The 26,247-nt window shown below is 56.4% G+C and carries 14 protein-coding genes, 3 rRNA genes and 1 pseudogene; 11 read left to right on the top strand and 7 right to left on the bottom strand.

Features of this window, described 5'->3' with window-relative positions; translation table 11 throughout:
* Window positions 1–68 precede the first annotated feature (68 nt).
* Together CE168_RS06150 and CE168_RS06145 are read right to left on the bottom strand one after the other, a co-directional pair.
* The gene (locus CE168_RS06150) at window positions 69–1,052 is read right to left on the bottom strand and encodes a DsbA family protein (RefSeq protein WP_099571570.1); all 984 of its coding nucleotides are present in this window, start codon (window positions 1,050–1,052) and stop codon (window positions 69–71) included.
* A 167-nt stretch (window positions 1,053–1,219) separates the two neighbouring features.
* Entirely contained in the window at window positions 1,220–3,169 is a 1,950-nt protein-coding gene (locus tag CE168_RS06145) for a serine/threonine-protein kinase (RefSeq protein WP_099571569.1), read from the bottom strand.
* 450 nt (window positions 3,170–3,619) lie between these two features.
* Between CE168_RS06145 and CE168_RS06140 the strand changes: the two genes are divergently transcribed.
* From CE168_RS06140 to CE168_RS06115, 5 genes are all read left to right on the top strand, one after another.
* Window positions 3,620–6,556 (top strand): glycoside hydrolase family 3 N-terminal domain-containing protein, encoded by a 2,937-nt coding sequence (locus tag CE168_RS06140; protein WP_099571568.1) that lies wholly within the window; start codon window positions 3,620–3,622, stop codon window positions 6,554–6,556.
* A gap of 670 nt (window positions 6,557–7,226) precedes the next feature.
* Window positions 7,227–8,754 (top strand): 16S ribosomal RNA (locus tag CE168_RS06130).
* A gap of 450 nt (window positions 8,755–9,204) precedes the next feature.
* Window positions 9,205–12,278: ribosomal RNA gene (locus tag CE168_RS06125) — 23S ribosomal RNA — on the top strand.
* 212 nt (window positions 12,279–12,490) lie between these two features.
* Window positions 12,491–12,608 (top strand): 5S ribosomal RNA (rrf, locus tag CE168_RS06120).
* The 16S, 23S and 5S rRNA genes sit together here, the layout of an rRNA operon.
* Before the next feature lie 187 nt (window positions 12,609–12,795).
* A complete protein-coding gene (locus tag CE168_RS06115; protein ID WP_003835954.1) occupies window positions 12,796–13,047 on the top strand; it encodes a hypothetical protein in 252 nt (83 codons plus the stop codon).
* Between the two features lie 239 nt (window positions 13,048–13,286).
* On the opposite strand, the pseudogene CE168_RS06110 reads toward CE168_RS06115, so the two are convergent.
* Both CE168_RS06110 and CE168_RS06105 read right to left on the bottom strand, forming a co-directional pair.
* A pseudogene (locus CE168_RS06110) lies at window positions 13,287–14,066 on the bottom strand (nitroreductase family protein).
* Window positions 14,067–14,142: 76 nt separating this feature from the next.
* Window positions 14,143–14,523 (bottom strand): DUF4235 domain-containing protein, encoded by a 381-nt coding sequence (locus CE168_RS06105; RefSeq protein WP_099571567.1) that lies wholly within the window; start codon window positions 14,521–14,523, stop codon window positions 14,143–14,145.
* Between the two features lie 129 nt (window positions 14,524–14,652).
* Between CE168_RS06105 and CE168_RS06100 the strand changes: the two genes are divergently transcribed.
* From CE168_RS06100 to CE168_RS06085, 4 genes are all read left to right on the top strand, one after another.
* Complete coding sequence (locus CE168_RS06100) at window positions 14,653–15,357, top strand: histidine phosphatase family protein (RefSeq protein WP_099571566.1); 705 nt, start codon at window positions 14,653–14,655, stop codon at window positions 15,355–15,357.
* Window positions 15,358–15,809: 452 nt separating this feature from the next.
* Window positions 15,810–17,162: an extracellular solute-binding protein gene (locus tag CE168_RS06095; RefSeq protein ID WP_180753726.1), complete on the top strand. Its 1,353-nt coding sequence runs from the start codon at window positions 15,810–15,812 to the stop codon at window positions 17,160–17,162.
* Between the two features lie 360 nt (window positions 17,163–17,522).
* Window positions 17,523–19,283 carry a glycoside hydrolase family 13 protein gene (locus CE168_RS06090; protein WP_099571565.1) on the top strand — a complete coding sequence of 587 codons (1,761 nt, stop codon included), beginning with the start codon at window positions 17,523–17,525 and terminating at the stop codon, window positions 19,281–19,283.
* A 72-nt stretch (window positions 19,284–19,355) separates the two neighbouring features.
* A complete protein-coding gene (locus CE168_RS06085) occupies window positions 19,356–20,723 on the top strand; it encodes an ABC transporter substrate-binding protein (RefSeq protein ID WP_099571564.1) in 1,368 nt (455 codons plus the stop codon).
* Window positions 20,724–20,892: 169 nt separating this feature from the next.
* On the opposite strand, the gene CE168_RS06080 is transcribed toward CE168_RS06085, so the two are convergent.
* Window positions 20,893–21,948 carry a LacI family DNA-binding transcriptional regulator gene (locus CE168_RS06080; RefSeq protein WP_099571563.1) on the bottom strand — a complete coding sequence of 352 codons (1,056 nt, stop codon included), beginning with the start codon at window positions 21,946–21,948 and terminating at the stop codon, window positions 20,893–20,895.
* A gap of 257 nt (window positions 21,949–22,205) precedes the next feature.
* Window positions 22,206–23,216: a LacI family DNA-binding transcriptional regulator gene (locus CE168_RS06075; RefSeq protein ID WP_033501762.1), complete on the bottom strand. Its 1,011-nt coding sequence runs from the start codon at window positions 23,214–23,216 to the stop codon at window positions 22,206–22,208.
* A 340-nt stretch (window positions 23,217–23,556) separates the two neighbouring features.
* Here CE168_RS06075 and CE168_RS06070 point away from each other — a divergent pair, with 340 nt between their 5' ends.
* A complete protein-coding gene (locus CE168_RS06070) occupies window positions 23,557–24,411 on the top strand; it encodes a carbohydrate ABC transporter permease (protein ID WP_080789705.1) in 855 nt (284 codons plus the stop codon).
* Window positions 24,408–25,250, top strand: coding sequence for a carbohydrate ABC transporter permease (locus tag CE168_RS06065; protein WP_099571562.1), 843 nt, complete (start codon window positions 24,408–24,410; stop codon window positions 25,248–25,250). Before CE168_RS06070 ends, CE168_RS06065 begins: the two co-directional genes overlap by 4 nt.
* Before the next feature lie 243 nt (window positions 25,251–25,493).
* Here the strand turns inward: CE168_RS06065 and CE168_RS06060 are convergent, their stop codons facing one another.
* Window positions 25,494–26,093: a YesL family protein gene (locus CE168_RS06060; RefSeq protein WP_099571561.1), complete on the bottom strand. Its 600-nt coding sequence runs from the start codon at window positions 26,091–26,093 to the stop codon at window positions 25,494–25,496.
* Window positions 26,094–26,247 lie beyond the last annotated feature (154 nt).

Below are 26,247 nucleotides of genomic sequence, written 5' to 3'. Positions count from 1 at the left end.
GCTTTGGCTGGCACGCTGGCGAGTAGGGGGCTATTATTTTTCGATTATGAGGATTGAGTAGGGGGTGATCACTTACCAGTGGTGTTGGAGATCGGATCCTTGTCGGAGCCGATGGAGGGCATCACGCCTTCCTTTCCAATATCGTCTGACTTGATTCCAATGGCCTCCAGCAGACCTTCCTTGATGGTCTCCTGCGCGGTGCTCAGCTGGTTCATATCCCAGAACTTGCCGTTGATGGTCACCGTTGGGGTGGTCATGCTGCCCTTGTAGTTTCCGGACGTGTTCCACAGTTCGGAACGCTTCGGCGTATAGGCATCGATGGCGTCGAGCCAATCCTGGTAGTCACGGCCGAACGCCTTGTCGGCAACCTCTTCGGAAACGCCGGAAGCGATCATCTGCTTCTTGATCTGATCATCGCTGACTGACTTGTAGTTAGAGCTTTCCTCAGGCTGGAAATCCTCGGCGTACATTTTTTCCATGAACGTGATCAGATGCGTTGGATTGCTGTCATGTTCGGCCAGGTAGATTGCGGCATTCGCGGCACGGCTTGAATATTCGTCAGTGGACCATTTGTCCATGAACGCCATGAAATGCAAGTCAAGATTGATCTGACCGGCGTCGACCATCTTCTGCAGATCCGCATCAAGCTGACGATGCAGATTGCCGCAACCGGGGCACAGGAAATCCATGTAGATCGCAACCGTCGGAGCGCCTTCGACAGACTTGCCGTAGCCATCCTTCGAAATCAGCAATCCGCCCTTGTTGTCGACGAGCTTTGGCGTGTTCTCGGCCTTCTGCAGCTTGTCGTATGCCTCTTCCACGGTTTGGGTGGAAGCTTGGGTTTCGGCATTCTTGTGCATGTTGTGATACACGGTGAACGCGCCGATCGCCACCAGGATCACCAGCACGGCCACCACGATGGCACCGATGATGGTCTGCTGCTTGCGTTCCTTTTCCATCTGTTCGGCGCGGGCCTTCATGGCCGCGGCCTCAGCGGCCCTACGCTCGGCGCGGCTGGCGCGCTTCTGCGCATCCTTACTGTTCTGGGCCATCCACATTCCTTTCGATGTTTCATCGTTTGCTGCGCACTATAGTAGTGTGGGCGCGTTATTGCTGAATGAAGTATTTCGTAAAAGCTTATGTTGCCATACTACGTGCGATTGTCTGACGTTTTTCTGAGGATTGCAAACGTTTGCCGATTCTTGGTTTTCGCTACATTTCATATGGATTCCGCAGGAGTGCTGGATTTCGGGCGACCACGTAGCGTTCCAGCTCCCAATCGCAACACCAGAGCTCCCGGAGTGAGGGCGGAGACCAGCCAACCGATGGCGCAGCAACCAGCCTGGACGACGCCGCTTTGCGAAACCGGTCCTTCAATCCAAGTCGGCAGTGGAATCGTGAATCCGAATATTGCGGTATCCACCATGGTGAACGGCAATTGCAATGCGACTGTGGCGATCGCCAATCCCAATGCGGCGATCGCAGCCATGATCAATGCGCGCGGCACCGCATAACCCAGCCCCTTGAGCACATGCCAAGGCAATGTGGCGGCGCGTGCGAACCAATCAGAGGCTTTGCGGCTGCCTCCACGGCGTCCCTCGCGTTCCAGCTGCGCTTCCATATTGAAGCCTATGGTGGTGAGCAGCCAAGCCAGCAGTGCGCCCGCAGCCCATGCCAGCCAAGGCGAGAACAAGCCGAATAGCGCTACGGGAATGGCCAAGAGCGCGCAGAGGAGCGTGCCTCGGCTCAACAGCTCGCCACGAAGTACATCGGCTGGATTCGGTGGCTGCGGCGCATTCGGGTTGAGCGGCGCAACGGGGGTGATTGCTGCAGTTGGAGTAATTGACGAGGCTGAGACGACCGGTGCGGCACCTGGCTGCGCAGCTTGCGCTGCCTGCGCATTCCGTGCGTTTTGCGCCATTTCAACCGATGCATTCGGTATTACGGCAGGCGGCCGCTGGTTGGCGATGCGTTGCAACGCAGGTTTGATGGTCGGATCGATCTGCGTCTGCTCTTCGGCGGGATTCCAAGCATTCTGAACAGGCATCACCCGCGTGGATTGCGACGTGTCTCGTGGCAATACGCTGGTGGTTTCGCTATTGGCAGGAAGTACTCGTGTGCCGGTGGCGTCGATGGTTTGCGTGGCCTCAACGAATTGCGGCAAGGTGCGTGTGCCGATGGCGTCTTCGCCTGTTATGTGATCCAGCGCCCGCCAAAGCTCTCGTGGATTGTCAGGCGATTCAGCAAAAGGGGGCATCGCCTCCGGTGTGCCCGCAGCTGAACTGGCAGTATCTGCAGCATCCCAAGCTTGCGGATTCAACGCATCCAACGCAATCGCCTGCAACAATTCGTCGGGCGTGCAACGTTTCGTACGATCCGGATTCAACGCTGAACGGAACGCGGCCATGGTTCCCGCCGGGAGCCCGGCCAAATTCGCGCTTCCCGCAGCGGCACGCTCCAACACGGTCATCATCGGCTTCGTACCGAACACCGGCTCGCCGGTAGCGGCAAACGCCAGCACGCTCGCCACTGACCACCAGTCGCTCATCTCATCGGATTCCGCGCCATCAATGATCTCCGGTGCGATGAATCCCGGCGTGCCCATAACCAAACCCGTGCGCGTCACATGACTTTCGCCCTCGCCCATGGCAATACCGAAATCCACCAATACCGGTCCGGTATTCGACACCATCACATTCGTCGGTTTGATATCGCGGTGCACAATACCGGCCGCATGCACGGCCTTCACCGCCTCGATCAGCTTGCGCCCCAACCGCTCCAAATCGTCGCCCACATACCTGCCGTTGGCTCGCACATCCTCACGCAGATTCTTGCCCTCGATCAACTCGGTCACAATGAAGGCCAGAGCATCATCCAATTCCATATCCACAATGCCGCACACGCCCGGATGACGCACCTTCTGCAGCGCCATAGCCTCCCTGCGCAGACGCTCGCGTGCGGTCAGCTGATCGCGGGAACGTTCGCCGGATGCATCTTCCTCGGCAAGGGAATCGCGCAAGATCTTCATCGCATACTGGTGTCCGCCGTCATCGCGCACGCGCCATACCGATCCCATCGCCCCCGATCCAAGCCGTGAAATCAACGTGTATCCGCCAACGAGGCTGCCCGCCTCCAGATTCAATGCGCTTAAGTCGCTCATGGAACCCATGGTACTTGCCTTGCGTCAGTTGCCGTTGAAGCAGCTCGCCGCAGTGTGCCGAAATCATCATAAAAACCGCGATCGTGCATCCAACGTTCGATTAAGAACAGAGATTTACGCAATATAGCAACGATATTCAGTAAGATGAGCAAGGATTTACAACAATCTGCGGAGAAATGCATATTGTTGCATACGCAATCATGCAACAGGACTATATGTGCGCGAACGGTGGTTTTGCATGCGCAAGTGGCATGCAGATTATGCGCGTGAAACGACAGGCTGGGAAAAATCAGGACGCTTTTTCCGCGGATTTTGGTGAAATTAAAACATCGACATGAAGAAGTGTCTTCACTTCTGAAAATCATGCGGTGCGGGGCAGCGTTACGTGATTTTTGGTTTCGATGAGGAAATCGGGGCCTGTATGTCGTTTGGTTATGAGAATCAAGGAGGAGGCAGACCATGCTGCAGATCAACATGGCTGACGTCATGAACGTTATTGGTTCGTTGACGCCGTACCTGATTGCGATTGGCGTAATATTTGTGCTCGCGCTGATCATCACTTTTGCCGTCAATAAGAAGACGGTGAAGGAAGTGGCGACCCGTAAGATCATCCACTCCGAGTCTTGGCTTGTGGCGCTGGTCGGTATTGTCGTCGCGGTTTCCATGATGCTGTCCGGTCCATTGTCGACGCTGCTCAACAATGCGACCGCCACCAAGTACATGCTGTCTGATGCTACTGTTTCCAAGGCTAACGATCTGGCCAAGGAAGTGCAGTCGGAAGCTATCACCATGCTGAAGAACGATGATTCCAACCTGCCGTTGAGCAACAAGAAGGTCAACGTGTTCGGTTGGGGTTCCACCAACCCGGTTTATGGCGGCACCGGCTCCGGTTCCATGTCTGACCAGTACGACACCGTTTCCCTGCTCGACGGCATGAAGGAAGCTGGTCTTGAAACCAACGCCGACCTGACCAAGCTGTACACCGACTACCGTGCTGACCGCCCGGTTGTTGCTATGTGGTCCCAGGATTGGACCCTACCTGAGGTTCCGGCCGACCAGTATTCCGATTCTTTGATCTCTGATGCCAAGAGCTTCTCTGATGAGGCTGTTGTGGTGCTCACCCGCGTTGGTGGCGAAGGCGCTGACCTCCCGACCAACATGAAGGCCGAAACTATCACCTACAAGAACAACTCCAAGGACTACGACGACTTCCAGGATGGCGAGCACTTCCTGCAGCTGAGCAAGACCGAGCGCGACATGCTTGATCTGGTCACCAAGAACTTCAGCAAGGTCACGCTCGTCTATAACGGTGCAAATGCTTTCCAGTTCGACTTCCTGAGCAACTATCCACAGATCAAGTCCGTGCTGTGGTGCCCGCCTGCAGGCCAGACCGGCTTCTCCGCACTCGGTGACGTGCTCGCTGGCGAAACCAACCCGTCCGGCAAGACTTCCGACACGTTCGTCAAGAATCTGACCAAGACTCCAGTGTTCAACAACACTGATGGCGCAGCTGCTGCCAGCTCGTCTTCCGTCGGTGCCGATGGCGCATTCGTCTACGATAACGTCGACGATCTGGCCGCCAAGTACACCGGCTTCACCGGTCAGGAAACCACTGTGCTCCCGTCCTTCGTCAACTATGTCGAAGGTATTTACGTGGGCTACAAGTTCTACGAGACTGCTGCCGATGAAGGTCTGATCAATTACGATGACACGGTCATCTATCCGTTCGGTTACGGCCTGAGCTACACCAGCTTCGAGCAGAAGATGGGCGACGTCTCCTACAAGGACGGCAAGGTCACGTTCGACGTGACCGTCACCAACACTGGCGACACCGCCGGCAAGGACGTTGTTGAGGTCTACTACAATCCGCCGTACACCGATGGCGGCATCGAGAAGGCTTCCAAGAACCTTGTCGCTTTCGAGAAGACCAAGAAGCTTGAGCCGGGCGCCTCTGAGACTGTGAAGATCGAGTTCGATGATGACGACATGGCTTCTTATGATTACCAGAACGCCAAGGCATACGTGCTCGAAAAGGGCGATTACACCATCTCCATCCAGTCTGATTCCCATCATGTGATCGATTCTGAGAAGATCAATGTTGCTGACACCATCACCTACGATTCCGAGTCGAACACCCACAACGATGATCAGACCGTGGCTACCAACCAGTTCGACTATGCCGCTGGTGATGTGACTTATCTGTCCCGTGCCAACCACTTCGCGAACTACGCTGAAGCCACCGCAGCTCCGACCAACTTCTCCATGAGCGACGAAGTCAAAGCTGCTTTCACCAACAACGGCAACTACGATCCGACCAAGTACGACGATGATTCCGACGAAATGCCGACCACCGGTGCCAAGAATGGCCTCCGTCTGGCCGACATGTACGGCAAGGATTACGACGACGCTGATTGGGAAAAGCTGCTCGACCAGTTGACCTTCGACGATATGGACAACCTCATCGCCAATGGTGGCTACGGCACTCCGGCCGTCTCCTCCGTCGGCAAGATCCAGCTCATCGACGCTGACGGCCCGGCCTCGCTGAACAACAACTTCACCGGCGTTGGCTCCATCGGCTTCCCGGCTTCCACCGCATTCGCTTGCACTTGGAACAAAAATCTGGCCAAGCAATTCGGCGAGATGATCGGCGATATGGCTCACGACATGCACGTTGCCGGTTGGTACGCTCCGGCTATGAACATTCACCGTGGCGCATTCTCCGGCCGTACTTTCGAGTACTTCTCCGAGGATTCCCTGCTCTCCGGAGTTATGGCATCCAACGAGATCGCAGGCGCCAAGGAGAAGGGCGTGTACTCCTTCATGAAGCACTTCGCACTGAACGATCAGGAAACCAACCGTACCAACATGGTGTGCACGTGGGCGAACGAGCAGGCCATCCGCGAAACCTACCTGAAGCCGTTCGAGATGAGCGTGAAGGAAGGCGGCGCACAGGCTGTGATGAGCTCCTTCAACTACATCGGTTACACCTATGCCGGCGCTTCTAACAACCTGCTGAACACCGTGCTCCGTGACGAGTGGGGCTTCAAGGGCTTCGTCCTGACCGATTACTTCGGCGGCTACGGCTACCAGAACGCCGATCAGGAAATCCGCAACGGCAACGACTCCATGCTGGCTACCACCAAGGTCACCAACCACATCACCGACAAGTCCGCAACCTCCGTGAAGGCCATGCGTACCGCTGCTCACAACATTCTGTACACCGCCGCCAACAGCTGGCAATATGCAGACGGTGAGCCGAAGGTTGCCACTCCGATCTGGAAGACCGCCATGTACGTGGCTTGGGGCGTGACCGCAGTCCTGGTGATCGCGCTTGAAGCTTTGACCATCAAGCGCTACATGAATCGCAAGAAGGCCAAGGCCGAAATCTCCGCCTGATTTCGCTTCCTTCTAGTGGATCAACATCAATAACTGAATAACAACTGAAGAGAGCAGCTGAAATACAGCGAGGGCCGCCGTCTTTCCCCAGTCGGCGGCCCTCGCTGTATTTCAACGTGTATTTCATTGCGTATGTCACTTCCAGTGTGGCCAGGTCTATTTTTGCCTTCGTAAAGCGGTGTTGGATTCCTCATATGTTCCTTACGTGGTGCCGACACGCCCGGGTGTTGGCTTGCGGTGGGGTGTTTTGAGGTTTTTCCGACGGTCTTTTGCCGCGCGATGGTGTTCCTTGCCCGCTTTTCCCGTGTTTTCGACACGCCGGTGGAGTCCAGTGTTTTCAATGGTTTTCGTGGTGTTCGTGGATGTCCGATTTGCGTTGCCGGCCGTTGTGCTGTAGGTTTATCTCTTGCTGCCGCTCAGCGAGTGGTTCCCCGGCTGGGGTTCCTTGAGGTGGGTGAGTGGTGGTGGTTTGAGAACTCAAAAGCGTATTTGTACTACTTCTTTATAGTCAATGATTGCCAGTCCGTCTTACGGCCCGCGTGTTTGGCGTGGGTGCCGGGAGGCCGGTCAAACGGGACGGGGTTTTTGCGGACAGTCCGTTTTCCTTATAAACGGATGTCGGTTTCTTTATTTTTGAGAGTCACATGTTGGTTCTCTTCATGAAAGGTTTTTTGTGGAGGGTTCGATTCTGGCTCAGGATGAACGCTGGCGGCGTGCTTAACACATGCAAGTCGAACGGGATCCATCAAGCTTGCTTGGTGGTGAGAGTGGCGAACGGGTGAGTAATGCGTGACCGACCTGCCCCATACACCGGAATAGCTCCTGGAAACGGGTGGTAATGCCGGATGCTCCGACTCCTCGCATGGGGTGTCGGGAAAGATTTCATCGGTATGGGATGGGGTCGCGTCCTATCAGGTAGTCGGCGGGGTAACGGCCCACCGAGCCTACGACGGGTAGCCGGCCTGAGAGGGCGACCGGCCACATTGGGACTGAGATACGGCCCAGACTCCTACGGGAGGCAGCAGTGGGGAATATTGCACAATGGGCGCAAGCCTGATGCAGCGACGCCGCGTGCGGGATGACGGCCTTCGGGTTGTAAACCGCTTTTGATCGGGAGCAAGCCTTCGGGTGAGTGTACCTTTCGAATAAGCACCGGCTAACTACGTGCCAGCAGCCGCGGTAATACGTAGGGTGCAAGCGTTATCCGGAATTATTGGGCGTAAAGGGCTCGTAGGCGGTTCGTCGCGTCCGGTGTGAAAGTCCATCGCTTAACGGTGGATCTGCGCCGGGTACGGGCGGGCTGGAGTGCGGTAGGGGAGACTGGAATTCCCGGTGTAACGGTGGAATGTGTAGATATCGGGAAGAACACCAATGGCGAAGGCAGGTCTCTGGGCCGTTACTGACGCTGAGGAGCGAAAGCGTGGGGAGCGAACAGGATTAGATACCCTGGTAGTCCACGCCGTAAACGGTGGATGCTGGATGTGGGGCCCGTTCCACGGGTTCCGTGTCGGAGCTAACGCGTTAAGCATCCCGCCTGGGGAGTACGGCCGCAAGGCTAAAACTCAAAGAAATTGACGGGGGCCCGCACAAGCGGCGGAGCATGCGGATTAATTCGATGCAACGCGAAGAACCTTACCTGGGCTTGACATGTTCCCGACCGCTCCAGAGATGGGGCTTCCCTTCGGGGCGGGTTCACAGGTGGTGCATGGTCGTCGTCAGCTCGTGTCGTGAGATGTTGGGTTAAGTCCCGCAACGAGCGCAACCCTCGCCCTGTGTTGCCAGCGCGTCATGGCGGGAACTCACGGGGGACCGCCGGGGTCAACTCGGAGGAAGGTGGGGATGACGTCAGATCATCATGCCCCTTACGTCCAGGGCTTCACGCATGCTACAATGGCCGGTACAACGGGATGCGACATGGCGACATGGAGCGGATCCCTGAAAACCGGTCTCAGTTCGGATTGGAGTCTGCAACCCGACTCCATGAAGGCGGAGTCGCTAGTAATCGCGGATCAGCAACGCCGCGGTGAATGCGTTCCCGGGCCTTGTACACACCGCCCGTCAAGTCATGAAAGTGGGTAGCACCCGAAGCCGGTGGCCTAACCCCTTGTGGGATGGAGCCGTCTAAGGTGAGACTCGTGATTGGGACTAAGTCGTAACAAGGTAGCCGTACCGGAAGGTGCGGCTGGATCACCTCCTTTCTACGGAGTTTTCAGGACGCCGTCTTGGCGTCCGTCGTGTGGCCCATGCGTCGGGAATGGTTCCCGGTTTCGCGTGGGCGTGCTGGTGTGGAAGAGATCATGGGCTTTCGGATTCCTTTCGGGGGTCCGGGGAGTGGTATGGGTATGCTTTTGGGCTCCCGGACCGCCACCCGCGACTTGTGGTCGCGTGCGGTTTTCCGGATGCCCCTGGTGGGACGCCGTGGGCCTGTGGGCCTCGGGTCGGGTCCTGGCGGGGCGCGTGGTGGTTTGAGAACTGGATAGTGGACGCGAGCAATGCGATGAATTCTGTTTCATCGTTTGCTTTATCGCGATTTCGCCAGGCTCTTTTTTGGAGTCTGGTTTCGAGATCGATCGTTTTGTGATCATTTTTTACAGTGTGATGATTTGTCGTCTGGCGTGATGAAGCTATCATTAGGGTTTTTCGGGGCGTGTGCCGCCCTGAAGGGCGTATGGTGGATGCCTTGGCAGACAGTACCGATGAAGGACGTTTGAGGATGCGATAAGCCTCGGGGAGCCTCCAACATGGCTTCGATCCGAGGATTTCCGAATGGGGCAACCCGCCGGCCGTCATGGGCCGGCACGGAACCTTGTTGTTCCGGGGGTACGCAGGGAAGTGAAACATCTCAGTACCTGCAGGAAGGGATACTCCGTGAGTAGTGGCGAGCGAAAGCGGATCAGACCAAACCATGGGCGCGTGATACCCGTCGGGGGTTGCGTCCGTGGTGTTGAGGGAGCGTGTGTCCCGGTTCCGACGGACCGGGCGGGAGTCATAAAACGGCTTGCCAGGGGAACAGGCTTGAAGGCCTGGCCGCAGAGGGTGCCAGCCCCGTACCTGGAAGCTTGCCGTCTTCCGATCATGCGTCCCAAGTAGCGCGGGCCTCGTGGAATCCCGTGTGAATCCGCCCCGACCGTGGGGTAAGTCTAAGCATACCTGTCTGACCGATAGCGTACCAGTACCGTGAGGGAAAGGTGAAAAGCACCCCGGGAGGGGAGTGAAAGAGTTCCTGAAACCGTGCGCCTACAATCCGTCGGAGCCTTCTTTGTGGGGTGACGGCGTGCCTATCGAAAAATGAGTCTGCGAGTCAGTGGTGCGTGGCGAGGCTAACCCGTCGTGGGGGAGCCGTAGCGAAGGCGAGTCTCAAAAGGCGTTTTGAGTCGCGTGCCCTGGACCCGAAGCGGGATGATCTAGCCCTGGGCAGGTTGAAGCGCGGGTAAGACCGCGTGGAGGACCGAACCCACCTGGGTTGAAAACCGGGGGGATGACCTGGGGCTAGGGGTGAAAGGCCAATCAAATTCCGTGATAGCTGGTTCTCTCCGAAATGCATTTAGGTGCAGCGTCGGTTGATTGCATCGCGGGGGTAGAGCTACTGGATGCTTGCGGGCCCGTGTCGGGTACCAATAGCAGCCAAACTCCGAATACCGTGGATGTGTATTCCGGCAGTGAGTCGGCGGGGGATAAGCTCCGTCGTCGAGAGGGAGACAGCCCAGATCGTCGTCTAAGGTCCCGAAGCGTGTGCTAAGTGGGAAAGGATGTGGAGTCGCATAGACAGCCAGGAGGTTGGCTCAGAAGCAGCCATCCTTGAAAGAGTGCGTAACAGCTCACTGGTCTAGTGGTTCCGCGCCGACAATGTAGCGGGGCTCAAGCACACCACCGAAGACGCGGCAACGGCCTTTTCGGCCGTTGGGTAGGAGAGCGTCCCGCGTGGGGCGAAGCGGCCGTGGAAACGTGCCGTGGACCGCGCGGGAGCGAGAATGCAGACATGAGTAGCGAGAGACGGGTGAGGATCCCGTCCGCTGGATGACCAAGGGTTCCGGGGCCACGTTCGTCGTCCCCGGGTGAGTCGGGTCCTAAGGCGAGGCCGACAGGCGTAGTCGAATGGATGAACGGGTGGATATTCCCGTACCGGCAGCGAACCGCAAGAGCCGAACGGATGAGTACTAACCTCCGGTCGCGTGGCGTCGTTCCCTTCGGGGTTCGGTGTCCGCGATTGTTGGGAGCGTAGTCCTGGTAGGTTAGCGCACAGGGGTGACACGGAATGGGAGCCGGCCGCGGAGGTGGTTTTCCGTGGTCAAGCACGCAGCCCGTCCCATAGGCAAATCCGTGGGACATGTAGGGTGAGGTGCGATGATGGGCGCCTTTTGGCGCGATATCCGGTGGTCCAGGCCGTCGAGAAAAGCCTCGGCGCGAGGGGCGTTGCCGCCCGTACCCCAAACCGACACTGGTGGTCAGGTAGAGAATACCAAGGCGATCGAGCGAATCCTGGTCAAGGAACTCGGCAAATCACTCCCGTGCCTTCGGTATAAGGGAGACCCCCGGACGTGAAGAGGCTTGCCCTCGGAGCGTCGGGGGGTGGCACAGACCAGGGGGTAGCGACTGTTTACCAAAAACACAGGTGCATGCGAAGGCGCAAGCCGCTGTATATGCACTGACGCCTGCCCGGTGCCGGAAGGTTAAGAGGATCCGTCAGCCCTCGGGTGAAGCGGTGAATTCAAGCCCCGGTAAACGGCGGTGGTAACTATAACCATCCTAAGGTAGCGAAATTCCTTGTCGGGTAAGTTCCGACCTGCACGAATGGCGTAACGACTTCCCCACTGTCTCGACCAGGAGCTCGGCGAAATTGCAGTACGAGTAAAGATGCTCGTTAAGCGCAGAAGGACGAAAAGACCCCGGGACCTTTACTATACCTTGGTATTGGCGTTAGGCGCGGATTGTGTAGCATAGGCGGGAGGCTTCGAAGCGCGGGCGCCAGCCCGTGTGGAGCCGCAAGGTGAAATACCGCTCTGTTCTCGTTTGACGTCTAACCTCGGCAAGTCATCCTTGTCAGGGACAGTGCCTGGCGGGTAGTTTAACTGGGGCGGTTGCCTCCCAAAGAGTAACGGAGGCGCTCAAAGGTCCGCTCAGCCCGGTTGGCAATCGGGTTTCGAGTGTAATCGCACAAGCGGGCTTGACTGCGAGAGCGACGGTTCGAGCAGGGACGAAAGTCGGAGATAGTGATCCGGTGCCGGCGCACGGGCGCGGCATCGCTCAACGGATAAAAGGTACCCCGGGGATAACAGGCTGATCATTCCCAAGAGTCCATATCGACGGGATGGTTTGGCACCTCGATGTCGGCTCGTCGCATCCTGGGGCTGGAGCAGGTCCCAAGGGTTCGGCTGTTCGCCGATTAAAGCGGCACGCGAGCTGGGTTCAGAACGTCGTGAGACAGTTTGGTCTCTATCCTCTGCGCTCGTTGGAATCCTGAGGAGGCCTGCCCATAGTACGAGAGGACCTGGGTGGACGGACCTCTGGTATGCCGGTTGTCGCGCCAGCGGCATGGCCGGTTGGCTACGTTCGGGAGGGATAACCGCTGAAAGCATCTAAGCGGGAAGCCTGCTCCAAGATTAGGATTCCTTGGCACTTCGGTGCCTGTAGCCCGCATGTGGAACACGTGTTCGATAGGCCGGAGGTGGAAGCCCCGCGAGGGGTGGAGCCGACCGGTACTAACGGGCGATCGCGGCACATTCTTCCAATCCTGTTGGGTTGGGTCTCGTCCTGTGGTGGTTTCTCGTTGGATGGCAAGGAATGCTGTTTCTTGTGGTCACGACGACGATACTGGTAAGGCGTTTATCGCTCGCGTCCGTTGTCCGGTTCCCGGACCGCCACGATCGGAATCGGTCGTGTGGCTGGTTCCGTTTGCCGGCCGATCCCCTGGTGGGTTGGCCGTTATATTGGTTTTGCGGTGGTCATGGCCCAGGTGAGACGCCCGGTCCCTTTCCGAACCCGGAAGCTAAGGCCTGGCTGCGGCGATGGTACTGCACTCGAGAGGGTGTGGGAGAGTAGCGCGCCGCCGCATTGAATTTAGGAATATGAGGATCCCCGGTGGAGCTTGGCTCCCGGGGATCTTTTCGTATCCGTGGGGTTACGGGCCTTCCCGGCGGGAGGATCGTTCTGGCCACTGAAAGTTCCAGTACGCCGACAGATCTCAGGAATGTTAAGGGACCTTCTTGCGCTTATCCGATGGTTGAATAGACTGAAGAACTATGCATTATTTCGTACCCAAACGCTGTGTCGAATCGAACAAAATCATGTATCACGACAAAGCAACAGCTCAGCAGGCCGCTGACCAAAGTTGGCGTGAACGTGGCACCGAACTTTGGGTATATCGGTGCGAATTCTGCGGAACCTGGCATCTCACGCATCGCGATCCACAATCCAGCTATACGTACGTTCCATTTAATCAGCAGATTAAACCGCATTCCCGCAAAAAAGGCTACAAACCACGTCGTAAGTAGCCGTACCGTCCTAATCTTTCCACCGACTGGAGGTTTATGGACGTTTAGAGGTCTGTAGGCGGGGGTTTCTTCCAGCGACTGGAGGAATCACCCCGCTCGCATGCTTCCTAGCGTCCCGATTTTTCCAGTGAGTGGGATTTTGGGACTCCCAGAGACTGTGAGCGGGGTGATTGTTCCACTGACTGGAAGTTTTGCTCGGGCGGAGCGCATGGGGGCAGTTCGTCGAAGCCGTAGTTTCGTTAGCGCTCGAGGCGGAAGCCTTGGTGCTTGGCGTTTGGAGCTACGGCCTTGCTGGTCACACCGGAATCGACCGCATTCGACGCAATCTGATCGCTGAACGTATCAACCGGGCGCTCGGTATTGCGCAAATCGTAATACCGATGCACTTCCTCGTCGAAATCCTGCAAACCAGCAAGTAACGTCTCATTGCTCGACGGATATTCATTCTCAAAGAACTGCATGGAACGCGGCATACGCGGCTTGAGTGCAGGATCCTGATCGGGCTTGCCGATCGCAAGTCCCAGCACAGGGTACGTGTATTCCGGAAGATTCAGCAGATCAATCAAAGCCGGAACATCGTTAAGCAGCGAGCCGAGAATCACGCAACCAAGACCGAGCGAATAAGCGGCAGTCTCCATCGCATGAAGCGCCAAAACTGCGTCATTCTGCGCCTGAGCGTAACGATAGCTGCCATTCAACGTAAACTCGTCGGAAGCGGTCTCAACGCCCTTGGAAGCTGCGATGGCCGCATTGCGATGTTCGTCAAGCACAAACACGTACAGCAGTGGCGCGGTCGCAATATATGGTTGCCCGCCGATTTCAGCAAGACGCTTCTTTGCGGCCGGATCGGTAATGCGGATTGCCGACCAGTCGTTTAGGAATTGGCTGCTTGCGGCATGCTGAGCCACGGTTTCGAGTGTTTCGACGATATCGTCGCTCAGTGGCTTCGGCTAGAATTTACGGATTGAACGACGCTCCAGTAGAGTGTCAACGGTTGCATTATGCAGAATATTGCTCATGTTGCCTATTTTTATCCTATCCGCGTAATTGCGCAAGCAATTTCGCCCACAAGCGCACCTCTTTCCAATCGCAGTTTCAGTGGATTTCGCGTGCTTGTCGTGAGTGTCGGCGGTTGACCAGCGCTTGCGATCCGTGGTCGAAAAGCTGCGATACCAGTGCACCGAAACCAGCGGAAACTACGCCGAATACGAGATTCAGCGCCAGTTCCTTGCGTTTGTCGGTGGTGCCGTCCGGTAATACGGCTTTGCGGCCAACCGACTTGTGCCATGCCAGTTCGAACAGTTTGCCGAACACGAGTCCGGCCAGCGCGGGGGCGGCCGCCTTGAATATCTTGTCGCAAAGATCGTCGGGATCGTTGATTCGCTGTTCGCGCAAGGCGTTCACCTTCTCGTCGACGTTGTGCAGTGACGCTACGATGCGGTCTGCGTTGGATTCCAAGTCAGGCATTTCACTCATGGTTTCCAGTGTAGACCGTGCAGTCGGATTTCGGTTGGATTTCGCTGGATCGTGCGTGCGTTGCGAAGCGCTTAAGACACATGGTGAAAGATTGCTGGTGAAACGCTTTCCGTCGGTTAGAGTAGGAGTATGACAGATATTCAAGTTGGAAGCGAGGATGCTTCTTCAATCGTGCCCGGCCGCCTGGTGCTGTTGCGTCATGGCCAGACTGTGTGGAGCGAATCGGGCCAGCATACTGGCCGAACCAATATTCCGTTGACCGATACCGGTTGCGAGCAGGCCCGTGCGGCGGGCGAGCGTCTTCGTGAGGCGTTTCCAAAAGGGTTTGATCCGGACTGCATGTTCGCAAGCCCTCTGCGCCGCGCCCAGCAGACCGCGCAACTGGCCGGTTATGGCGATTTCAAAGTGCTTGACGAGATTGCGGAATGGGATTACGGCCGTGCCGAAGGGCGTACACGTCAGGAGGTGAGCGAGGCCGGCGGCTTCCAATGGGATGTATGGCGTGACGGTCCGCGTTCCCTCCCCGAATCATTGGAGGGTGACTGGGTTGAGACGTTGCCAAGTGGCGAGCAGGTTCCGGTGCACAATGGCCCTGGCGAGACGGTTGAGGAGGCTGCCGCACGCACCTGCGATGCGATCGACGTGGTGATGCCGCTGCTCAATGCCGGTCATGACGTGCTGTTGGTGGCACACGCGCATGTGTTGCGCATTCTCACCTCGCAGTGGCTGGGCGTCGATCCGCATTTCGCGCGTTTGCTGCGTCTCGACACCGCACATTATTGCGTGCTGAGCCAATATAAGGGAGACAACGTTATCGAGCATTGGAATTGCTAGGCATGCTGCGCTGGACTGAACGTCGGTAACGGGAAGGTTTTCGCATTTCACCAATATTTGGACCGTTTTTTGGGCTGATATTTGGCTGCGTCGCCTGAAGACACCTGGCTTACGGCACCTGAAGCTGACTGTTGCGAACGTCGGTAGTTTGGCATCGTTTACAAACTGCCGACGTTTTTTGTTGCCGCAAGTTGTCAAGTTTGCGATCTACTGCGTTTTTTTGCCGTGCGACATGGAGGGTGTGTCGCAAACGGTTTCATAAAGATAGTGTGATGAAAACCGTTGAAAATAAAGGATTTTGAGAAAAACTCGCGATTGTAGAATCGCCCTAAAAAAGGCTTTTTCTGCTTACGTTTGCAAAAATGGGGGAAATGCGGCACAATAGTGCATGTCAGGAATCGTGAGGAAGCGATTTCACAGGATGTTTTCCAGCGGGGTGCTGGGAAACAGGAATGGAAGAGAAAGGTTCGCTGATGAATCGTACTATCAAGGCAGCAGTTGGAATGGTCGCCATTGCGGCGATGTCCGTAGGCACGTTGGGCGCTTGCGGATCGAGCTCCAGCTCCAGCTCCAACGACGGCAAGGGCAAGGTCTATTACCTGAACTTCAAGCCGGAATCCAACGACGAATGGCAGAAGCTGGCCAAGGATTACACCAAGGAAACCGGTGTCGAGGTCAAGGTGCGGACCGCTGCTTCCGGCACCTACGAGCAGACCCTGAAGTCCGAGATCGCCAAGTCCGAAGCCCCGACCCTGTTCCAGGTCAACGGTCCGGTCGGCTATCAGAACTGGAAGTCCTACACTGATGACATGACGGACACTGAGCCGTACAAGCAGCTCATCAACAAGGACGTCGCCCTCAAGGATGGGGACAAGGTCGTTGGCGTTCCGTACGCTATGGAAACCTATGGCCTGATTTACAACAAGGATCTGCTGGCCAAGTACATCGCTACCGATGGCGCCAAGATCAAGGACGTCAAGGATATCGACAATTTCGATACCTTGAAGGCCGTGGCTGATGACATCCAGGCCAAGAAGGACCAGCTCGGAGTCAAGGGCGCATTCACTTCCGCTGGTTTCGATTCCAGCTCCGATTGGCGTTTTAAGACCCATCTGGCCAACCTGCCGCTGTACTACGAGTTCAAGGATGATAACGTCACCAAGCAGCCGGAGACCGTCAAGGGTACCTATCTGCCGGAGTATAAGAACATCTTCGACCTGTACCTGAAGGATTCCACCACCGAGCCGACCCAGCTGAGCTCCAAGACCGGTGATGACGCCACCTCCGAGTTCTCCCTCGGTGAGGCCGTGTTCTATCAGAATGGCACTTGGGCATGGACTGATCTGCAGAAGAATGGCATGAAGGCCGAGTCCCTTGGCATGCTCCCGATCTACATGGGCGTCAAGGGCGAGGAGAACCAGGGTCTGGCCACTGGCTCCGAGAATTACTGGTGCATTAACTCCAAGGCTTCCGACGCCGATAAGAAGGCCACCAAGGACTTCCTGAAGTGGGTCGTCACCAGCAAGACCGGCATCGAATCCCTGTCCAGCGCCATGGGCTTCACCACTCCGTTCAAGTCCTTCAGCGATGTCAAGTCCGACAATCCGCTGGTGCAGGCCGCTGTTGAAGATCAGAACTCCGGCAAGACCGCAGTCTCCTGGAACTTCACCATGATGCCGTCCGAAGAGTGGAAGAACCAGCTCGGTTCCGCCCTCCTCGAGTACGCGCAGGGCACCGGCGACTGGAATGCCGTCAAGACCGCATTTGTGGACGGTTGGAAGACCGAATACGACGCGGCTCACTGATCGCATCGAAAAACCAATCAAAATCGCGCATGACGAATCGGTCCGCGCATCGCGTAGCGTGGACCGCTGGAAATACCATCAGCGCGCGATCAATCGAATAACTTCATAACTGAATAATTGAATAAACGACGAGCTGCAATCAGGAGTCTTCTTTCCTCTCCTGATTGCAGCTCCTTTTTTGTGCGCGGCGATGTATGGCTGTAGGACATGCCGTGTGTTGGAGGATTGCATTGCATTAATGAAAGCGCTATCATTTCAATTACAAACAGAGAAGAAATCAATATAGGATTGTTTTTATCTGTAGTTTGAAGAAATGTAACCGCTATCATTTTGCGACGATGCGAACGAAAGTGAAAAACAATGATGCAACAAGGAATTGATACTACCGATCCGGCGTTGTGGTGGAAGCAGGCCGTGGTGTACCAAGTGTATCCGCGTTCCTTCAAGGATTCCCGCGGTTCGGGCTTGGGCGGCATTGCAGGCGTCACCGAGAAGATCGACTACCTCGCCGAACTCGGTGTGGACGCCATCTGGCTGAGCCCGTTCTACCCGTCCCAGCTCGCCGACGGCGGCTACGACGTGGACGACTACCGCAATGTCGACCCGAAGCTCGGCACCATGGACGACTTCGACGAGCTCGCCAAGGCCGCCCACGAGCGAAACATCAAGGTCGTGGTCGACATTGTGCCGAACCACAGCTCCAACCTGCACGAATGGTTCAAGGCCGCCCTTGCCGCCGCCCCAGGCTCCCCGGAGCGCGACCGCTACATCTTCCGCGACGGCAAGGGGCCGAACGGCGACCAGCCGCCGACTGACTGGATCGCAAGCTTCGGTGGTCCTGCGTGGACGCGCGTACCCGACGGCCAGTGGTACCTGCACATGTTCACCAAGGAGCAGCCCGACTGGAACTGGAAGAACCCCGAGGTACGTGCCGACTTCATCAAGACGCTGCGTTTCTGGCTCGACCATGGTGCGGACGGCTTCCGCGTGGACGTGGCGCACGGCCTTGCCAAGGACCTCGACCGCGACGATCTTGAAAGCTACAAGGTCTGCGAGCATCTGCTTCCCTCGGATGGGTCGCACCCGTTGTATGACCGTGATGAGGTGCACGACATCTACCGCGAGTGGCGCAAGGTGTTCAACGAGTACAATCCGCCGGCATTCGCTGTGGCCGAAGCGTGGGTCAATCCGGATCGCCAGCATCTGTACGCATCGACCGAAGAGCTCGGGCAGGTGTTCAACTTCGAGTTCGCCAAAAAGGATTGGATCCGCGATGACATGCATCTGGCCATCGAGGAAGGTTTGGAAAGCGCGGAACGTTCCGGTTCCTCGGCAACCTGGGTGATGAGCAACCACGACGTGCCCCGCCACGCCAGCCGTTATGGATTGCCGCAGGTTCCAGCCTTGTCGCACCATCAGTTGGCCAAGGATTGGCTGCTGCGCGACGGCACCACCTATGAGGAGAACCGCGAACTGGGCGCCAAGCGCGCTCGTGCCGCGATTCTTATGGAACTTGCCTTGCCTGGATCCACCTACATCTACCAGGGAGAAGAACTGGGATTGCCGGAAGTCGCGGATATTCCCTGGGATGAGCTGGAGGATCCCACCGCGTTCAACAGCGTGCGCGGGCAAATCGAAAAAGGCCGTGACGGCTGCCGTGTGCCGCTGCCTTGGGTTGCTGCCGATGCGCCGAAGCTCGATAATCCCGATGACGAATTCGGCCATGGTGGCTCCTTCGGTTTCTCTCCTGCGGGCGCCGAGCATGATCCGCACCTTCCACAGCCGAAGTGGTACAAGGATTTCGCCGTCGACGTGGAGGACGCCGACCCGAATTCCATGCTGAACCTGTATCGCAAGGCTCTGTCGTTGAGGCATAACCTGATGCCGCAGGACACCGTGCTGCAGTGGCTGGACGAGGACCGCCCCTCCGATATGCGTGACGGCGCGGATGGGCAGCGTGGTGGAGTCATTGCCTACCGTCGTTCCAATGGTTGGGCGAACATCACCAATTTCAGCGAACGTCCAGCCGAACTGCCGCAAGGCGAAGTCATCCTCGTATCGGGCGAACTCACTGCGGACGGGCGTTTGCCGCAGGACACCACCGCTTGGCTCCAGCTATAACGCGGCGACCAGAGGCGCTACCAATACCAGCACACATAGGAATAACAACAAATCCAACGAAGGAGATAAGCAATGAGGCAGGGAATCATCACCAAAACGTGCGCGGTCGCCGCGGCGTTGGCCATGGGTGTATCGTTGGCGGCTTGCGGCGGCGGCAGCAGCGCCGATTCCGACAAGGGCCATGTGTATTTCATGAACAACAAGTCGGAAGTCGTGGACCAATACAAGCAGCTCGCCGAAATGTATACCGAAAAAACCGGTGTGCAGGTGGACGTGCAGACCGGTGCGTCCGGCACATACGATGCGACCATGAGCTCGGAACTGGCCAAATCCAACGCGCCGACCATGTTCAACATCTCCGGTTTCGACCAGTTCGCAAAATATCAGAAGTATTGCGAGCCATTGCAGGACACCGAAGTGTACAAACTGCTCACCGATGACGGCAAGGCCTACTCCTACACCATTGATGGCGATTCGTTCACGCTGCCATACGCAGCTGAATGGTACGGCATCATCTACAACAAGAAGATCATCAACGATTACGCCAGCAAGAATTACGCGGTAATCAAGAGCGCCGACGACATCAAGGATTACAAGACGCTCAAGGCCGTGGCCGAGTCCATCAACGAGCACAAGGACGATCTCGGCGTTGACGGCGCGTTCGCGACGCCAGGTCTGGATGCCTCCGACACATACCGTTTCGCCGCGCATATGGGGCGCATCCCGCTGTACTACGAATACAAGGATATGAACACCACGTTCTCCAAGACCATCAAGGGCACCTACTTGGATAACTACAAGGATCTGTTCGATCTCGAGCTGGAGACCAGCCCGACCGATCCGAGCCTGGTCAGCTCGAAGACGTACGACGACGTCACTTCCGAATTCGCGCTTGGCCAGGTGGCGTTCTACCCGAACGGCGTCTGGGCTTACACGCAGATCAAGGGTAACGAGGTGGCGGATGACGATCTTGGCATGCTGCCGTATTACATGGGCATCAAGGGTGAGGAAGAGACCGGTCCTGCGGGCGTGTATGACGCCAGCTGGGCGGTGAACAAGAACGCTTCCGACAAAGACAAGCAGGCCACGCTCGATTTCATCAAGTGGATGGTCACCGATGACGAGGCCAAGAAGATCCTCTCTCAGGATATGGGCTTCTCCGTGCCGTTCACCACATTCGATGGCGATGAGTTCCAGCCGGATAATCCGCTGACCAAGATCGCCCGTTCCTACTCTGCCGACGGCAAGACCGAGGTACGCAGCTTCACCGTTCCGGATCAGCAGTGGCAGGACGACGTGGCTGCGGCGCTTATCGAATACGCGCAGGGCACTGGCGATTGGAGCAAGGTGAAGAGCGCCTACGTCGACGGTTGGTCCACCGAATGGAACAACAACGAGGAATCGCTGGGATCCATTCCTCAAGCGCAGAAATTCAATTAGCAGGGGTGAGATCGCACCACTGATTGAAGCCCTACAAGGTTTGCGATGAAAAGAGCGGCCTGTGTGCATGATTTGGTTCATGCATACAGGCCGCTCTCGTGTTTTGGCGGCTTTACGTTTTTCCGCTGCCTCTCGATTTATTCAGCTGCCGTCGATTTATGACGCCGATTTATTCCGACGTCGCCGCCCCGCTGTCAATGCGGCTTGTAGTGTTGCGCAACACCAGCAAAGGATCCTGCAGTTCATGCGGATGTTCAAGAGGTTCGTTACGTAGGAGCTGCAGCACTTTTCTACCGGCTATGCGCCCTAGCTCGATTGGCTCCTGACGGATGGTGGAAAGGTCTGCGGCCTGCGCGATTTCGGCGTCGTCAAAGCCGAGCACCGAAATGTCTTCCGGCACATTCAGCTGCTGTTTGCGTAGTTCCTTGACCAGTGCGATGGCGACCTGGTCGGTTTCCACGCAGACGGCGGTGGGGCGTTCCGGAAGTGACAGCAGTTTCGCGGTCAGTTGTGAGGCGAGGTCGGATTTGCTCAGCGGCGCATCGTGCGCGTCGGCCGTGAGCAGGCTGAACATGATTCCATCGGTGGCGTTGGCCTGTGCGGCATCCGCGAACGCCTGGGTGCGTTGGCTGGTGTTATAAATCATGTCGGCCGGAATGTAGTCGCTGCAGAACGCGATATTGGTATGCCCTAAGGAACGCAGCAGTCGTACGGCCATGGTCATCGCACTGTAGTTGTCGATGCTGATGGAGGCGTCAAAATAGCCTGATTCCGCAGGGACATTGACGCCTACCGTTGGCAGGTCGATGGCTTGGAGCTGCTCCCGCATGGCGGGCATGAGCTGGAATGAGGAGATGATGATGGCGTCCGAGTTGCGGCTTTTTGGCAGCTGGGAGAAGAACCGGTCCAGTTCGCTGCGGCCGGTGATGAAGGCCGGTGTGACGTCATAGCCGAACGGCGCGAGCTCCTCGTAGGCTCCTTGGAGCACGCCGGAATTGAACCACTCGTTGAGTTTTCCTGAAACCAGGAGGATGACGCGCATGGTTTTTCCGGATGCCAGTGCGGAAGCGCTTTTTGAGAGTGTGAAGTTGAGCTGATCCGCCGCCTGCTGGACTTTGCTGCGGGTTGCTTCCGTAACGTTGGTCGCGCCACGGAGTGCTCGGGAAACGGTGGCTTGAGACACTCCTGCCAATTTGGCCACGTCGGCGATGGTCGGTTTGGCCATGTGGCTCCTTTGATGAAAATGATTAACGCTTCCATGATACTAAAAGCCCTGATTTGCGACGAAAACACGCTGTAGATTGGTGAATTTGTACAACAGAAATGAAAGCGCTATCACTTACAGTAGTCAAAAACGAATATAAAGATTCGATTACAAGATAGCGTAAAGCAACGGTAGCCTGTAAGCGCTGTCACGAAGTGGTGAAGTTCAACATGGCAGCAAAAAACAGACGCTATGCGAACGGTGCTCGTTCGGAACGTTTAGCGATGCAGATGAGCCGTAGTGGAACGTACGATCAGCTGTGCCGGGAACGTTTTGAACGGCTGCTCCAGCGGGCGTCCCTCAATCAGGTCGAGCGTCATGCGAGCCGCTTCCTGCGCCATTTCGATGGGCTTCTGGCGCACGGTGGTCAGTCCGAGATCACGTGCGTAGATGCTATCGTCGTAACCGATGATGGAAACGTCGTTCGGCACGGTGAATCCGTTGCGTTCCAGCTGGAACAGCAGCGGCACGGCGATGCCGTCTTCCTGGCAGGCGATCGCGGTCGGCATGTGGTCGAGGCTGAGCAGCTGCGTCACGACTTTGCTGATGTTGTTCTTGCTCTCGTCGGTAACGAGCACGCGCGGCGTGACGCCGTTCTCTTTGCAGCGGGCCATGAACGATTCGAAACGCCCCTGTACGCTGAAGTGGAGCGTTACGTCGCGATTGGTGCGAATGTAGGCGATGTCGCGGTGGCCGAGAGCCATGAGATGGCGTGCGGCAAGCTCGGATCCCTGCTTGTCATCGATGCGCACGGCCGCGCTGAAGCCGCGCTCTTCCGGCAGGCTCGAGTTGATGCCGATGATCGGCACATTGACGGACCTGAGCTGCTCGATCTCATTGGCGTCGATGTCGAAGGAAATGACGATCACCGCGTCGACATTGCGGCGCACCGGCAGCATGTCGAAGAATTCGCGGCGCTCCTCGGTGCTCGACATCTGGTAGATGGAGATGTCGTAGCCTTCATCATGGAATATCTCGTTGAGTCCTTCGATGATGGATGAGCTGAACCACAGGTTGAGCCTTCCGGAAACCAGTACTGCAATGCGTAGCGCGCGGCCGGTTTTCAACGCGGCTGCGGAGCGTGAGATGGAGAAGTTCAGCTCGTCGGCTGCTTTCATCACCTTGTCTCGGGTGGCTTTCGACACGAGGTCGGGGCGTGTGAACGAACGCGAAACCGTCGAGATGGACACGTGCGCAAGCTGCGCTACATCTTGAATACTGCTTTTCATTTTTTTCCCTTGTAACTGCGTACGTTCCAGCATACTGTATTGCAACACGTTTGCAATACATGCATTACAAACGTTTTCATCATAGCAGGAAAAGTGTAAAAGTGTTTGGTATGACAACAATTTCAGAGGGTCACAAAATATGACAACGTTGGTAAAATCACGTCTTGAGACATGCGAAAATGACAACGTTTGACATCTTGTGTCATGCCGTTTATCATGACGAATGTAAGCACCGGAAAGGTGGAGAACAGAGCAGTGATCCGCTGATTCGGTTAAAAATGCAAGATTCCGCACCGCGTTGACGCGGTGCGGAATGGAGAAGGAAGAAAGCAGGCAGGCTATGATCAGCATGGCTGGCAAGGCGATACGCAAATGGTGGGCGCTGTTCGCGCTACCGACGTTCGCCGCATTCATTATTGGATTTGTCGTTCCATTCATCATGGGCGTCTATCTGAGCTTTTGCAAGTTCACTACGGTTACCGACGCCGAGTTTGTAGGGCTTAAGAACTACACCCGTGCACTGCAGGATAAGGAATTCCTGCATGCGCTGGGCTTCTCTACGTTGCTGACTATCGTTACCACGATTGTGATCAACGTGGTCGCGTTCTCCATCGCGTACATGCTTACCAAGGCGATCAAGGGATCGAACATTTTCCGTTCGGTGTTCTTCATGCCGAACCTGATTGGTGGCATCATTCTGGGCTACATTTGGATGCTGCTGCTCAACGGCATTCTCGCGCACTGGGCGCGCTCGCTGACCTATAGCGCAACGTACGGCTTCTGGGGTCTGGTCGTGCTGGTGTGCTGGCAGCAGATCGGCTACATGATGATCATCTACATCGCCGGCATGCAGTCGCTGCCGACCGACGTGCTCGAAGCGGCTTCCGTGGATGGCGCAAATGGCACGCAGACCATGTTCAAGATCATCATTCCGCTGATGATGCCGTCAATCACCGTGTGCTCGTTCCTGTGCGTTACCAACGGCTTCAAGCTCTATGACCAGAACCTCGCATTGACGAACGGCGCTCCGTCGAACATGTCTGAAGGCCTGGCGATGAACATCACCCGCACCTTCTATGGACGCGTCGGCTGGGAAGGCGTTGGACAGGCCAAGGCAGTGCTGTTCTTCGTGCTTGTCGCGATTGTTGCGCTGATTCAGAATAAGCTGACGACTTCCAAGGAGGTGGAAGCATGATTTCCGGAGAAAAGGTCAAGCACGGCGGATTGTGGACCGTACTGTTTTCCTTGGTGTCGCTGGCATGGGTTTTCCCGATCGTGCTGGTGATCATCAACTCCTTCAAGCAGAAGGCGTACATTTCGCGTAACGCGTTCTCCATTCCGACCGGCAAGGCGTTCGTTGGATTGGAAAACTATACCCGTGGTATTGAAACCACGGATTTCTTCGCCAGCTTCGGCTGGACCCTGCTGATCACGGTCGGTTCGGTGATTTTGATCCTGGTGTGCACCTCGATGTGCGCATGGTGGATCGTGCGTGTGAACAATTGGGCTGCGAAGCTGCTGTACACGTTGTTCCTGTTCAACATGATCGTGCCGTTCCAGATGGTGATGTTCACGCTTTCGAAGCTTGCCGACATGCTGAAGCTCAATACTCCGTGGGGCTTGTGCATTGTGTATTTGGGATTCGGTGCAGGCCTGGCCGTGTTCATCTTCACCGGTGTGATCAAGGGCATTCCGCAGTCGTTGGAAGAGTCCGCGATGATTGATGGCGCTTCCGTGCCCCGCATTTTCTTCCAGATTGTGGTGCCGATCATGAAGCCGTCGATCGTGTCTGTTGCGATTCTGCAGGCGATGTGGATTTGGAACGACTACCTGCTGCCGTACCTGACGCTCGACTTGGGCAAGTACAAGACCATTTCCGTGGCCATCCAGTACCTCAAGGGCGGTTACGGTTCCGTTGATATGGGTGCCATGATGGCCTGCCTGGTGATGGCCATCATCCCGATCATCGTCTTCTACCTCATCTGCCAGAAGCACATCGTCAAGGGTGTAATGGCTGGTGCAGTCAAGGGATGATCGAAGATCATCCCTTGTGGGACAGCGCAGTGCGCTGTCCCAAGGCTCCAGCCTGAGCGAGGCCGACAGGCCTCGCGAAGGTAGCATTGAGCCCGGCCGAAGGCCGGTCCTTAATTGCAGGTCCGAAGGCGGAGCCGTCAAGGATGATCCTTCGATCAGCCACGGAAAAACGCCGCTGCCTCGCAAAAAAGAGTCCGAACGAGAGAAATCTCGCTCGGACTCTTTCATATCCGAATCAGAAAACTACTTCATATATTTGCGGAACACGTGCTCGAAAATCGGCACGTGAATCATAATCATGGTGCCGTAGCCCAAAACGAGTAGCAGGAACAGGCCTTGCGGCATGTAAAACCAGCTGCCGACCAAAAGCGCGATGTAAATCGCGTCGATGGCGGCCATGCCGAGCGTGTGCCCGATATTGCTCACGCCGAATACGAAGGCGTTGCCGAGCGTGCGCCAGAACGAGTTCTCGAAGCGTGACTGCAATGCCCAGATCCATTCGAATCCGATGACCCATACGATGCTCAACGCGAATTTCGGAATCAGCAGCGGCGTGATCTGCAGCACGATCCATGAGTACACGCTGATCGCCCCTGCAATGCCGAAAATCAGCCAATAGCCGGTTGCTTTTACGAAGTTTGACCGGAATGCGGCGAAATAATTGCGGGTGACGGTGCCTTCGCCTGCGAGCGAGCGTCGTGCCGCATCGTGGCCGGCGGTCAAGGCTGCGCCGATGGTGACGATCGGAATGCTGGTGACCAACATGAGAATGTTGATCCAAATTGCGTCGACGGCGTCGCTGAGGCCGCGCATAAAGCCAGAGTCGGGTGATAGGAATTTCATGCGCACTAGTCTACTCGGCGGTGCGGCAATCGTTTTCATATATAAAACCGTTTACCGCATACTATTTCTTGTGAAAACTCTTGTTATTGTTGTCATTAAACAGAGGATTAAACAGGGCGTCGAACAGAGATAAAGAAAAGTCCCGTCAAATATT

The sequence above is a fragment of the Bifidobacterium sp. N5G01 genome, assembly GCF_002742425.1.
Taxonomy (GTDB): Bacteria; Actinomycetota; Actinomycetes; order Actinomycetales; family Bifidobacteriaceae; genus Bifidobacterium; species Bifidobacterium hominis.
This window is presented reverse-complemented; position numbering and strand designations above follow the sequence as displayed.

What these genes read in the sequence shown, in the direction of transcription:
- CE168_RS06150 (WP_099571570.1), bottom strand. Translation starts at nt 1,052, where the DNA reads ATGGCCCAGAACAGTAAGGATGCGCAGAAGCGCGCCAGCCGCGCCGAG.
- CE168_RS06145 (WP_099571569.1), bottom strand. Translation starts at nt 3,169, where the DNA reads ATGGGTTCCATGAGCGACTTAAGCGCATTGAATCTGGAGGCGGGCAGC.
- CE168_RS06140 (WP_099571568.1), top strand. Translation starts at nt 3,620, where the DNA reads ATGCTGCAGATCAACATGGCTGACGTCATGAACGTTATTGGTTCGTTG.
- CE168_RS06115 (WP_003835954.1), top strand. Translation starts at nt 12,796, where the DNA reads ATGCATTATTTCGTACCCAAACGCTGTGTCGAATCGAACAAAATCATG.
- CE168_RS06105 (WP_099571567.1), bottom strand. Translation starts at nt 14,523, where the DNA reads ATGAGTGAAATGCCTGACTTGGAATCCAACGCAGACCGCATCGTAGCG.
- CE168_RS06100 (WP_099571566.1), top strand. Translation starts at nt 14,653, where the DNA reads ATGACAGATATTCAAGTTGGAAGCGAGGATGCTTCTTCAATCGTGCCC.
- CE168_RS06095 (WP_180753726.1), top strand. Translation starts at nt 15,810, where the DNA reads ATGGAAGAGAAAGGTTCGCTGATGAATCGTACTATCAAGGCAGCAGTT.
- CE168_RS06090 (WP_099571565.1), top strand. Translation starts at nt 17,523, where the DNA reads ATGATGCAACAAGGAATTGATACTACCGATCCGGCGTTGTGGTGGAAG.
- CE168_RS06085 (WP_099571564.1), top strand. Translation starts at nt 19,356, where the DNA reads ATGAGGCAGGGAATCATCACCAAAACGTGCGCGGTCGCCGCGGCGTTG.
- CE168_RS06080 (WP_099571563.1), bottom strand. Translation starts at nt 21,948, where the DNA reads ATGGCCAAACCGACCATCGCCGACGTGGCCAAATTGGCAGGAGTGTCT.
- CE168_RS06075 (WP_033501762.1), bottom strand. Translation starts at nt 23,216, where the DNA reads ATGAAAAGCAGTATTCAAGATGTAGCGCAGCTTGCGCACGTGTCCATC.
- CE168_RS06070 (WP_080789705.1), top strand. Translation starts at nt 23,557, where the DNA reads ATGATCAGCATGGCTGGCAAGGCGATACGCAAATGGTGGGCGCTGTTC.
- CE168_RS06065 (WP_099571562.1), top strand. Translation starts at nt 24,408, where the DNA reads ATGATTTCCGGAGAAAAGGTCAAGCACGGCGGATTGTGGACCGTACTG.
- CE168_RS06060 (WP_099571561.1), bottom strand. Translation starts at nt 26,093, where the DNA reads ATGAAATTCCTATCACCCGACTCTGGCTTTATGCGCGGCCTCAGCGAC.